Origin of the sequence: Amycolatopsis sp. cmx-4-54, from assembly GCF_046548895.1 — a bacterium.
Classification (GTDB): Bacteria; Actinomycetota; Actinomycetes; order Mycobacteriales; family Pseudonocardiaceae; genus Amycolatopsis.
Window position 1 is genome coordinate 95,088 of record NZ_JAEBEJ010000002.1, and the last position, 12,002, is coordinate 107,089.

At 68.5% G+C, this 12,002-nt stretch carries 8 protein-coding genes; 2 read left to right on the forward strand and 6 right to left on the reverse strand.

Annotated elements, in window-relative coordinates; genetic code table 11:
• Positions 1-27: 27 nt before the first annotated feature.
• The 3 genes from ACLJQ7_RS05705 to ACLJQ7_RS05715 all read right to left on the reverse strand — a co-directional run bounded on the left by ACLJQ7_RS05705 (position 28) and on the right by ACLJQ7_RS05715 (position 3,123).
• Positions 28-609 carry a dihydrofolate reductase family protein gene (locus tag ACLJQ7_RS05705; protein WP_410647097.1) on the reverse strand — a complete coding sequence of 194 codons (582 nt, stop codon included), beginning with the start codon at positions 607-609 and terminating at the stop codon, positions 28-30.
• Positions 610-673: 64 nt separating this feature from the next.
• Positions 674-1,495: a helix-turn-helix domain-containing protein gene (locus tag ACLJQ7_RS05710; protein ID WP_410647843.1), complete on the reverse strand. Its 822-nt coding sequence runs from the start codon at positions 1,493-1,495 to the stop codon at positions 674-676.
• An 86-nt stretch (positions 1,496-1,581) separates the two neighbouring features.
• Complete coding sequence (locus tag ACLJQ7_RS05715; RefSeq protein WP_410647098.1) at positions 1,582-3,123, reverse strand: M28 family peptidase; 1,542 nt, start codon at positions 3,121-3,123, stop codon at positions 1,582-1,584.
• Between the two features lie 80 nt (positions 3,124-3,203).
• Here ACLJQ7_RS05715 and ACLJQ7_RS05720 point away from each other — a divergent pair, with 80 nt between their 5' ends.
• Positions 3,204-4,181, forward strand: a complete 978-nt coding sequence (locus ACLJQ7_RS05720) for an NAD(P)H-quinone oxidoreductase (RefSeq protein WP_410647099.1) — start codon at positions 3,204-3,206, stop codon at positions 4,179-4,181.
• On the opposite strand, the gene ACLJQ7_RS05725 is transcribed toward ACLJQ7_RS05720, so the two are convergent.
• On the reverse strand, positions 4,178-5,377 hold the full coding sequence (locus tag ACLJQ7_RS05725) for a cysteine desulfurase-like protein (RefSeq protein ID WP_410647100.1): 1,200 nt from the start codon (positions 5,375-5,377) through the stop codon (positions 4,178-4,180). The two genes, ACLJQ7_RS05720 and ACLJQ7_RS05725, sit on opposite strands and share 4 nt — an antisense overlap.
• A 134-nt stretch (positions 5,378-5,511) precedes the next feature.
• Between ACLJQ7_RS05725 and ACLJQ7_RS05730 the strand changes: the two genes are divergently transcribed.
• A complete protein-coding gene (locus ACLJQ7_RS05730; RefSeq protein ID WP_410647101.1) occupies positions 5,512-6,117 on the forward strand; it encodes a bacterial proteasome activator family protein in 606 nt (201 codons plus the stop codon).
• 51 nt (positions 6,118-6,168) lie between these two features.
• Here the strand turns inward: ACLJQ7_RS05730 and ACLJQ7_RS05735 are convergent, their stop codons facing one another.
• On the reverse strand, positions 6,169-7,329 hold the full coding sequence (locus ACLJQ7_RS05735; RefSeq protein ID WP_410647102.1) for an epoxide hydrolase family protein: 1,161 nt from the start codon (positions 7,327-7,329) through the stop codon (positions 6,169-6,171).
• 57 nt (positions 7,330-7,386) lie between these two features.
• Positions 7,387-11,814, reverse strand: coding sequence for a ricin-type beta-trefoil lectin domain protein (locus tag ACLJQ7_RS05740; RefSeq protein ID WP_410647103.1), 4,428 nt, complete (start codon positions 11,812-11,814; stop codon positions 7,387-7,389).
• Between the last annotated feature and the right edge of the window lie 188 nt (positions 11,815-12,002).

The following is a 12,002-nucleotide window of genomic DNA, read 5'->3' on the forward strand; positions in this document are numbered from 1 at the left end:
ACACGACCACGGCCAGGGGCCGAGACCTCAACGGCGCACCCGATAGCGCAGGTGAAGCACCCGGTCGCCTTGGATCACTTCGTCGGGACCCTCCAGCAGGTGCTGCGCCTGGACCGGCCCGAAGTAGCGCTTACCGGACCCGAACACCACGGGGACGACGTCCATGCGCACCTCGTCGACCAGGCCCGCGGCGAGCGCCTGGCCACCGACGTCACCGGCGGCGACCTCGACCACGCGGTCACCCGCGAGTTCCCGCGCCTTGGCCACGGCCGCTTCGACGCCGTCGACGAAGTGGAACGGCGCCGCGGGGTCCCAGCCCTCGGGCGCCGGCCGGTGCGTCACGACGACAACGTGGTCGATCCCGCCCGGCGGCTTCCCGTCCCAGCCGTCCGTCAGGTCGAAGACGTGGCGGCCGGCGATCGTCGCCCCGATCCGGTCCCAATAGGGCCGGGTGTAGTCGTAGGACACCTGCGACACCTTGAGCGCTCCGCTGTCGTCCAAGGGGACTTCACCGCTTGTCAACCAGTCGAACAACGGTCCGGGCTGGTCGTTCTCGTCGGCGATGAAGCCGTCCACCGACACCGAGCTGTACATGACCACTGTGCCCACGGGCTCTCCTCTGCTTGTGGTTCCCCGAACCTAGTGGGTCGCGAGGCGTCGCTCTTGTAAGAAATCAATCGGCGGGCAACGACCAGCCGTCCAGCGCGTGGCCGGGATGTTCGCGCAGGAACCGCCGCCGGACTTCGAGATACCGGGTCGGCGTGAGCCCGGTGAACTCCCGGAACTCGTGCCCGAAGTGGGCCTGGTCGAAGTAACCGGCCCCGCCGGCCAGGTCACCCCAGTCGACCGGTCCGGCGGGGTCGATCGCGAACACGGTGGCGGTGAGGCGGTAGGCGCGGGCAAGCCGCTTCGGCGTGACGCCGACGAGCTCTTTGAACCGCTTCGCCAGGTGAGTGCCGCTGACCCCGGCCGCCACGCTCAGGTCGCCGATCGCCACCGCCCCGCCGGTCGCCGCGAGAACGCCGCTCGTCTGGCGGACCAGCCCGAGGCCGGCGGTCTCGCGCAGCCGTCGCATCAGCTCCTCCTCGAGCAGCGTCAGCATCTCGTGCGGTCCGTCCACCGCGGCCAGCCGCTCACGCAGCTCGGCGACGGTGGGCCTGCCCCAAACCTGTTCCAGGGTCACCGGCCGATCGCACAGCTCGGCCGCGGGCATCGGCAGGAACGGCGCCGGCCCCCACGGTTTGAAGTGCACGCCGACGGACCGGGTCGCTGGTGGGTAGCCGAACTTCACCGCGCGGGTGGGCGTGGTGACCACACAGCCGTCGGCGTACTCGGCCGTTTCGCTGTCGGCGCCCGCGCGGATACGGAACGGCGGTCCGAGATTGACGATGAGGAACGCCCCAGGCATCGGCGGCAGTGTCAGCCGGGCGTACGGCGGCGCACCCTCCAGGTAGTAGAGGTCGTCGATCAGCCCGTCCAGCGGCGGCCGCGGCACTCTGGACACGTACTCCACGCCCACAGCATCGCCGAAGCCCCCTTCCTCGCGCCAGACGCGAGGAAGGGGGCTTCGGGTACTTCGGATCAGGCGGCGACGTGGTGGTCGTCAGCGTGGATCGAAGCCGTCAGGCTCCGCTGCTGCGACCGCTCGGCCGCGCGAAGCGCCTTCGCCTTCGCGGCCTTGGAACCCGAGACACCGTTGATGTTCTCGGTGCTGGTCGCGTACACGCCCAGCGCCCAGGCGACGGCGTCGGAGTTGCGGTCGAGCGCGACGCGATCGACGTTGCCGAGGTTGTCACAGGCCTGGTGGTAGCACTTGTCGTAAGGAACATCGGCGCTACCGCCCCACTTGGCGGCCTGTGCGGCGGTCTTCACGCCTTCGGCACCGGTGAACAGGCCACCGGCCGGGATACCGGCGCGGATGAAGCCCTGGTAGTCCGAGCGGCCGGTGAAGTCCGTGCCCTCGACCGGGACGCCCTTGCCGAGCTGCAGGTAGTCGACCAGGGTCTTTTCGAGCTGACCCGAGCCGTACGGGCCAGCGCCCTCGCCGACGCCGTCGGAGTTGTCACCGTCGTAGGCGAAGTACGCCGCGTTCGGCGAACCGATCATGTCGTAGTTGTAGTAGAGCGCGATGTCGAGCTGCTGCTCGAAGGACAGCGAGTTGACGTAGTGGGTCGAGCCGACGAGCCCGAACTCCTCGGCGCTCCACCAGCCGAAGCGGACGGCGTTGTTGGCCTTGGGCTTGCTGCCCAGCTGCAGCGCGGTCTCCAGCAGCGCGGCGGAACCGGTGCCGTTGTCGTTGATGCCGGGGCCCTCGGTGACGCTGTCGAGGTGGGCGCCGAGCATCACGACGTTGTCCTTGCGGCCGGTCTTGGTCTCGGCGAGGACGTTGTAGCTGGTCCGCTCCTCCAGGAAGGCGCGCAGGTCGAGGGTGACCGAGGAGCCCGCCTTGGTGGCGAGCGCCTGGCCGTCGGCCTGGCTGATGCCACCGGTCGGGATCTTGCCCGCGGCCGGGTCGCCGAGGGTGCCGTTGACCGGGCCCGGGACGTTGTTGTAGACGATCGCGCCGAGGGCGCCCGCCTCGGCTGCCGTCGCCTGCTTCTGCGCGAAGGAGCAGCCGCCGCGCTGGATCAGCGCGATCTTGCCCGCGACCCCGCCCGCGTAGTCGGCCGCTTCGCAACCGCTGGTGTCGTCGACCGGGACCACCGCGAGCGGCGCGGTGATTCCGCCCGCGGGCGTCGACGGGCTGTAGGACATGATGATGATCGGGACGTCGGCGCCCGCGACCGTCAGGTTCTCCGCGACGGTCTCCGCGTAGGTGAAGGGGAACTCCTGCCGCGTGACCGCGAAGCCCGCCTGCTCCAGCTTCGTGGCGATGTATTCCGCGGACCGCTTGTGGCCCTCGGTGCTGGCCGCGCGGCGGCCACCGGTCGCGTCCGAGATCCGCTGGAACGCGATCAGGTGCCGGTTGACGTTGTTCGCGTTCACCTTGTTGACGAGCTGCTTCGCCAGCGCGGGACCGTCGATCCCGGTGGCGGCGGTCGCAGCGGGAGCCATTCCGACCGTGAGCGCGGCGGTGGCCGCCACCACGATCGAGGGAACGATGCTTCTTCGCGAATATGACATGGGCGTCACCTTTATGTGGTTCGCGCCACAGGTCAACCGACGTTCGGCGGACTTTATGACACCGGGATAGGGTCGTTCGTATGTACGCGATCACCATCCGTGAGCCCGGCGATCCCGATGTCCTCGAATGGACCGAGGTCCCCGATCCCGTGGCCGGTGAAGGCGAAGTCGTCATCGAAGTCGCCGCGAGCGCCGTCAACCGCGCTGACCTGCTGCAACGCCAGGGAAATTACCCGCCTCCGCCGGGTGCGAGCGAAATCATCGGACTCGAATGTTCGGGCACGATCGCCGAAATCGGCGAAGGCGTCGAAGGATGGCGAATCGGCGACGAGGTTTGTGCTTTGCTCGCCGGTGGCGGCTATGGCGAAAAGGTCGCCGTCCCGGCCGGACAACTGCTTCCGCTTCCCGCCGAAGTCGAATTGCTCGCGGCCGCCGGATTGCCCGAAGTGGCGTGCACGGTCTGGGCGAACGTGGTGATGCACGCCGGCCTGTCCGAGGGTGAGGTCCTGCTCGTCCACGGCGGCGCGGGCGGCATCGGCACGCACGCCATCCAGGTCGCGAAGGCGCTCGGCGCGACGGTCGCGGTGACGGCGGGTTCGGAAGACCGGCTGGAGAGCTGCCGCCAGCTCGGCGCCGACATCGCGATCAATTACAAGGAGCAGGACTTCGTCGAGGTCCTGCGCGCCGAGACCGGCGGCGCGGACGTCATCCTCGACAACATGGGGGCCAAGTACCTCGACCGCAACATCGACGCGCTGAAAGCCGACGGCAGGCTGGTGATCATCGGCATGCAGGGCGGGGTCAAGGGCGAGCTGAACATCGGCAAGCTGCTGGGCAAACGCGTGAGCGTGTACGCCGCCGGGCTGCGTTCGCGGCCGCTGGAGCAGAAGGCGGCGATCGTCGCCGACGTCCGCGAGCGGCTGTGGCCGTTGGTGGCGCAGGGTTCGGTGAAACCGATCGTCGGCCAGGTCGTCCCGATGGCCGAAGCCGCTTCGGCGCATCGCGCGCTCGAAGAAGGCACGGTCTTCGGCAAGGTTCTGCTTGCGGCGAAGAGTTAGCGGATCTCTTCCAGCACCCGGACGAGCTGATTGACCTCGAAGACGTTCGAGTAGTGCGCGAGTCCGATGCGGACGGCGCCGCCGACCTCGGCGGCGCCGAGCGAGCCGAAGACACCGCTCGTACCGTCGTCGGCGAAGGCGCAGAGCCCCTGGGACGCCAGATATTCGGCGACCTCGGGCGCCTTCTTGCCCGCGACGGCGAACGCGAGCGCGGGGATCCGGCGCATGGCGTCGCCGATGACCATGACGTGCCGCAGCGAACGCAGCTCCGTGGACAGCTGCGCCAGTAGTCCCGCGTGGTACGACTTCGCCGAACCCAGCGACGTCACCAGCTTCTCGCGCCGCGAGCCCATCGCGGCGTCGTCCAACCCGGCCAGATAGTCGATCGACGCGACCAGACCGGCCAGCAACGGGTACGCGTGCGGCCCCAGCTCCATCCGGGCCGGACCGCGCGCGGCCGGATCGAGCGACACCGACGGCAGGCGTTCGAGCAGCTCGGGATCGCGGAAGACCAGCGCCCCCACCGACGGCCCGCCCCAGGCCTGCGCCGAAACCACCATCACGTCGGCACCGAGCGCGTTGAGGTCGAGCGGCACGAACGGCGCCGCGTACGTCGCGTCGACGACCACCAGCGCGCCCACCCGTTTGGCGAACTCGATCACCGTCGGGACGTCGGGCCGGGTGCCGACCGAACCGGACGCCAGCGTCACCGCGACGACCTTGGTGCGCGCGGAAACGAGGTTCTCGTACTGCCAGGCGGGCAGCTCACAGGTCTCGATGTCGATCTCGCCCCACCGCACGACCGCGCCGACGCGTTTCGCCGCGCGGCGCCACGGCGCGAGGTTGGCCTCCTCGTCGAGCCGGGAGACGACGACCTCGTCGCCGATCGTCCAGCGGTCGGCCATCGCGTCGACGAGACGGCGGATGAGATCGGGCGCGTTGGGGCCGAGCACGACCCCGTTCGGATCGGCGCCGACCAGGTCGGCGACCGCCCGGCGAGCGGCCGTGACAATGCTTTCCGCACGCTGGGAGGCCGGAAACGCTCCACCCGGCCCGGACACCGGAGCGCGCATGGCCGTGGATACGGCCGAAGCGACCTGTTCAGGTACGAGCATTCCGGCGGCGCCGTCGAAGTGAATCCAGCCGTCACCCAGCGCGGGAAACAACCCACGGATACGAGCGACGTCGAACGCCATGGGGACACCGTACGGACGTGCGGTTTGGCGCTTTACCCGGGGTTGGCTGCCCGAACACGGGGTGCGACGATTCCCGCTACGCTCGGAGACGGCGGCGAAAACCACACTGCGCTTCGCGCCCGACGTAGGCCAGGATGGAGCACATGACCGACCCAGTTTCCCGCGAATCGACCACCCCCGGTGACGGCGGCGGAGACTCCCAGCACCATGTGCTGGTCGTCGGTCCCGACGGCACCCCGGTCGGCACCGCACGCGTCGCCTCCCCCGGCTCCGGCTCCGGCGAGGAGGGGCAGGAGGAATCGCTCGGCGACCTCGTCGAAGAGCCCGCCAAGGTGATGCGCATCGGCACGATGATCAAACAGCTGCTGGAAGAGGTTCGCGCCGCGCCGCTGGACGACGCCAGCCGCACCCGCGTGCGCGAGATCCACCAGACCTCCATCCGCGAGCTGGAGCAGGCGCTCGCGCCCGAGCTGCAGGACGAGCTGGAGCGGCTCGTGCGGCCGTTCACCGAGAACTCGACGCCGTCGGATGCCGAACTGCGGATCGCGCAGGCGCAGCTGGTCGGCTGGCTGGAAGGGCTGTTCAGCGGCATCCAGACCGCGCTGTTCGCGCAGCAGATGGCCGCGCGGGTGCAGCTGGAGCAGATGCGGCGCGGGCTCCCGGCCGGGCCTTCCGCGGGCGGCGCCCTCGGCGGGCACGGGGCGGGCGGCGAGACGCACGGGCCGGGCCAGTACCTCTGACACGCGCCATGAAAGGTCCTTTCCTTGCAAATTTCGCAAGGAAAGGACCTTTCATGGCAGCGCGCGGAAGAACGTCCGCAGGTCGTCGATGAGCAGGTCCGGCACCTCCAGCCCGGGGAAGTGACCCCCGCGGTCCGGAGTGGACCAGTGCACGATGTTGTCGGTGCGCTCGGCGAGATGCCGGATCGGCAGGCCGGTGTCCTTCGGGAACACGGCCACCCCGGTGGGCACTGTGGACTCCGCCGGCCCCTCGCCCCAGGCAGGGCCGGGAGCGGCGTAGATCCGCGAAGACGAGTTCGCCGTGCCGGTGAGCCAGTAGAGCATCACGTTGGTGAGCAGATCGTCGCGATCGATCGCGTCCTCCGGGACGTCCCGCGAGTCCGAAAAGGACTTGAACTTCTCCACCAGCCAGCCGAGCTGCCCGGCCGGCGAGTCGGTGAGCCCGTAGGCAAGCGTTTGCGGTCTGGTCGCCTGGATCATCGCGTATCCCAGCTCGCCGGTCTGGAACTCCAGCCCGCGCGCCAGCGCTGCCTCACCTCGCGCCAGTTCGTCACCGGTGAGCCCGGCGAGATCGTCCTCGGATTCCGGCGCCGCGTGCGGCAGCATCGTCAGATGCGCGCCGATCACCCGCTCGGGGCACCGGACGCCCACCTCGCGCGACACGATCGCGCCCCAATCGCCGCCGTGCAGTCCGAACCGCTCGTACCCGAGGCGCGACATCAGCACTCCCCAGGCATCGGCGATCCGGCCGGTGCCCCAGCCCGCGTCGGTGGTCGGCCCCGAGAACCCGAACCCCGGCAGCGACGGCACGACGACGTGGAACGCGTCCGCGGGGTCGCCGCCGTACGCGCGCGGGTCCGAGAGCGGGCCGACGACGTCGAGGAATTCCACAATGGACCCCGGCCAGCCATGCGTGAGCACCAGCGGGATCGCGTCCGGCTCCGGTGACCGCGCGTGCAGGAAGTGGACGTTCGCGCCGTCGATGTTCGTCAGGAACCCCGGGAACCCGTTGAGGCGCTCCTCGTGGGCACGCCAGTCGTAGCGGAGCCGCCAGTACTCGGCGAGCTCCTGGAGATACCCGAGCGGCGTCCCGAGCCCCCATCCGACGCCGTCGATCTCGTCCGGCCAGCGCGTGTTCGCCAGGCGGGCAGCGAGGTCGTCGAGGTCGCGCTGGGGGACGGCGATCGTGAACGGCGTGATCTCAGCGGTCATGGGGCCGACGGTAGGGAGGATCGAGGACAGCCGCGGTCCTCGATCCTCCCCTATCGGTTACTCGAAATCGATTCCCCAACGCTGGTTGGCGAAGTACCGGCAGTCATAGATCGTCAGACGAGTGCCGTCCGCGTCGCCGCCGCCCAGCGTGCTGAGGCACCGGCCGGAACCGGTGTTCTCGATCATGCCGTCCGGGCGCTGGAACCAGCGCTGGGCCGTCCCGTAGTTGCAGTCCCACAGCTGAACCGACGTGTCGTTCGTGGTGGCACCGTTGGTGACGTCCAGGCAGCGGCTCTTCATCCTGATGGTGCCGTCGTTCTGCACCAGCACCTGCTGCGCGGTGGACCCGCTACAGGTGTACATGTTGATCGCGGTGCCGTTCGCGTCGTTGTTGTAGTACACGTCCGCGCACTTGCCGGTCACACCAACGAGCCGCCCCTTATGCGGGAAGGACCGGACGACGCTCCATACCTGGGGCTGCGAACCCGTGCAGGTCTGAATCGTCACCGTGGTCGCCCCCTGCGTCGAGTCGAGACACTTTCCGGACTGCGGATTGACGAGGGATCCGTCGGGCCGGAGCTGCCACGACTGAGCCGCGCCACCGGTGCACTGATACGACCAGACTGGCGTCCCGTCCGCGACGGCACCGTTCTTCACATCGAGACAACGGCCGAGCGCACGGATGCTCCCGTCCTTCGCCAGGGTCCATGTGTCCGACAGAGACGCGATACAACCCGTGGTGCCGATGGTCGCTCCGTTGCCTACGGCACGCCCGGTGACATTGAGACAGGCACCGAACCCATCGGTCAACTGACCCGCGGGCGCGGCCCGTTCGGAGATCTTCCAGATCTGCTGTGCCTGGCCGTTGCAGTCTTGGATGGTGATGGCCGAACCGTCCGCCGAACCGGCCGCCGACAAGCAGCGTCCGGCCGCGAGGTTGAAGATCCGGCCATCGTCGAAGATCTGCCATTCCTGCGTCGAAGACCCGGCACAGCCCACCGCGACCACGCGGGAACCGGCCGACGTAGCGCCGTTCTGCACGTCGAGGCACTGCCCCAGAACGTGGAGCACGGTGTCCCCGGCCGTCCACTGCTGGGCGACGGAACCCGAACAAGTCCACATATGGACCGTGGTGTTGGTCGGCACGCCACCGGACAGGTCGAGGCAAGCGCCGCCGACACCGGTCACCAGGCCACTCATCGAGACCCGGTTCGGGCGTGCCCTCAGGTTGCGGTACTTGACCTGGTCTCCAGTTCCATGACCCGAGAGCTGGACGTAGGAGCGGCGGTTGAACATCGACGGCGCGATGTACTCGTTCACCTTGGTGCCGTTGAGCAACACCGTCACCTTGGGGCCGGCCACGGTGATCTCGAAGGTGTTCCACTCCCCGACCGGTTTCGCCGCCGTCGCGATCGGGGCCTTGATTCCCTTGACCGCCCCGGTCGCGTCCGTGGGTGCCGCCGAAGCTCCGCCGATCGCGATCTGCGCCGCGGCGGGGCCAGGACCACGGGGAAGCCCGACGTGCACGGCCGACTGCGAATTCGCGCCCGTCGCCTTCCAGTCGACCCTCAGCGTGTAGTCGTTGTCGAACAGATTGGACGGGTTCCACGGGCCGGCCGTCTCGGCCAGCGTGCCGAATTCACAACCGTCCTGCGCGGCGGACGTCGTCCCCCAGCGAGCGAGGGAAGACTCAGCCCGGCCGTCCATGAGCGAACTGAAGCCGGGTTCGAGCTTCGCGTTGACACAGTTCCCCGCCGGGGCGGCAGCCGGGCCTCCGACGAAGTAGCCGGTCACGTCGGCGGTGAGTTCTGCTTCCCCTTCGGTGTTCGAGGCGCTGAGCTTCCCACTCGCGCCCAGCGGGACCAGTGCAGTGGCCGGAGCCGTTTTTCCCTGGTCGATTTGCAGGGCAGGCGCGTTGGCGAAGCCGGTTTCAGGAGCGAAGAAGGACACGCCTGTGTTGATCACCTTGTCGGCCGCCGATCCGGTGATCACCACGCCGGTCGCGCCGAGCGGGACTCCCGCCGTCCCAGCGACCTGCGCGGTCACGGTGGCGCCCCGCTTCAAGGTCCCCATCGGGACGCCGGTGCCGGTGCCGGTGTCGATCACCCGGCTGGTCCCGAGGGCGGGGACGAACTTCGCCCCCTCGCCGGGGGCGAACCAACCCAGCAGGTCGACCGCGAGATGAGCCAAACCGGCCGAATTCCGCAGCCGGATCTTTCCGTCGTCACCGATCCGGACGAAGGCGATGTTGGAACGTCGCTGGCCGACGTTCATGAAGACACTGCTGGTGTCGGGCGGGTAAGTCTGCGGGTACGCCGAGATGAAGGTCCCCGCGGTCGACTGGCCGGCCGTCAGGTTCACCACCACCGAGGTCGCGGTGGCCGGAACACCCGAAACACCACGGACCTGGACCGCGATCTCCTCACCTCCGCCAAGTGGCGTGTTCTTCACCGATGCGAGGTCCTTCGTATCGAGAAGCCTGGCGCCGCCTGTCTTGGCCGTGTAGGTGCCCACTCCATCAGGACTGAAGTACCCGGCGAAATCCACCGTCATCCCCGGCGTACCGACGGTGTTGTGGATCCGGACAGCCCCGTCACCGCCGAGTGGAACGATGACCGTCAGGGTGGTCTGCCTGCTGGTCTGCACAGGGAACCGGATCGGTTGCGCGGCCCCGGGGTTGCCGGCGGTGAACCGCAGTTCCGTGGGCCCGTCGGCGAGGCCGGCGGTCACGGTCAGCACGACCGCCGTCGCATTGGCCGGGGCACCGGGGACGGTGAGCGCGAAGGTCTCACCCGGGGTGAAGCGTCGCTGGTGCCCACCGACCGCTGTGTTTGTGTCGAGGATCCGAGTCGGGTTCGTCATCGCGGTGTAGCCACCCGGCTGCGCCGCGACGGCCGATCCCGGCGAACCGGCCCAGAGCACACCGACGCCCCAGTCGTTGGGCGATCCGCCCGCTACCGCCTTCGCTCGAGACTTGAGCAGGTACTCCAATTGCGCGGCGTCCAGCTGTGCGTTCGCGCCCTTGAACAAGGCGGCCACCCCGGCCACGTGTGCGGCGGCCGCGGACGTCCCGGTGAAGAGGTTCGGCGCTTTGGTGAACGTCGAAACGCCGGCGAAACCGGTGATGTCCGGCTTGGTCCGGCCGTCGACCGTCGGGCCGTGGCTGCTGTAGGGCTCGAGCTTCCCCGATGCCGGCTTGGTCGCGCCGACCGCGAGCACGTAGGGCGAACTAGCCGGCTCCGCGATACTTCCCGCCGAAGTCGACCACTGGAGGCCCCCGGTCTCCCCGAGCTTGGAGAGGTAGAGGTCGAACTTCGTGGTGAAGGGGGCATTGTTGTTCTTGACCCAGGCGTAATAAGTGCCACCTGAACCAGAGTCGTTGGTGAAGGTCGCTTCTTCGACCGGCGCACCCCCTCCGGCGGTGTCACGCTGAGCGAGCGTCGACCGAGCCACCACATGCGGATCGTTCGGACCTGTCGGAGCGGACGACCAGTCCGTAATGTAGAGGTCGAGGTCCTTCGTCGTGACCGGCCACGCATCCCAGCGCAGAGTCACCGTCGCAGGCTGTCCCGAACCGACCGAGAAGCTGTTGACCTCCGAAGCACCACTGAACTCGACCCAGGTGGAGGCCCCGGTCCGGTCCGCCGCCTGGCCGGCGAAATGCCGCTCGCCGTAGTTGCCCGCCGCCGTCGACCACAGGATTCCGGCTTGACGAGAACGCTGGACGACGTGCGCAGGACTGTTGACGTCCGGCCCCGTGCCGTCGCCACGCCCGGCCCCCGGCACGGCGATCGCCGCACTGATGATCTGCACACCCTGCTGCTGGAGCCAATCCGCAGCCGGCGCGAAACCCATATCGTCCTCGACACAGGCGAGATAGAGCTGCGCGGCAGGTGCCATGTCATGGACGATTTCCGCGACGTTCACACCGTGTGGGTCGTCGATCGTCGCGTCAAGACAGTTCGAACCGTTGGTGACGAGCTGGGTTCCGCTCGGAAGCTCACCCGCTGCCTGAGCAGCGGCCAGCCCGGCGAACCCGACGTCGAGGATGCCTATCTTCACCCCGGCGCCCTTGTTGTTCGTGTCGATCCACGCCTGGGCCCCGGAAGGCACGACACCTTCGGAAGTCACGCTAGACGGAAGCACTCTGGTCGGCCGCTTCAGTTCGCGAACGCCTGGCTGCTTCGCGAGTTGGTCGACCTTGTCCTCGGTCAACGCTGCCCTGACCCGCCCCGGCTGCGCGGCGGAAACCGTCCCGCCGACCGCCTTGACGGCGTTCCGGAGGTCGGATTCGTTCCGACCGTGCACGTAGAGGAGCACGCGGCCGTTCTGATCCTTGGCCACTCGCTCCTTGGGTCTCTGCCCGGCCACCGATTCCGCGACCGGCGCGTCGCCTGGTGGCGCCGCGTCGGCCGGCAACGTGAAGCCACTCACCGCCAAGGACATGGTGGCGGCTACCAGGGCCGCACGTCGCAATGTCTTCATTTTTCCTTCCGACCGTTCATATAAAAGAACACTAAACGCGATAATCCGGATGAGCCCAGTTAGTTAAGAGCTCCGCAGTTTCTGCCACGAGATCCTCGTCTTCGTCGCGCCCCTCCTGTCGAAGGCAGACCATAATTCGAGTTAATTCACTCAGGAGATCTTCTCGAGAGACTCCTCGCTCAAGTTCA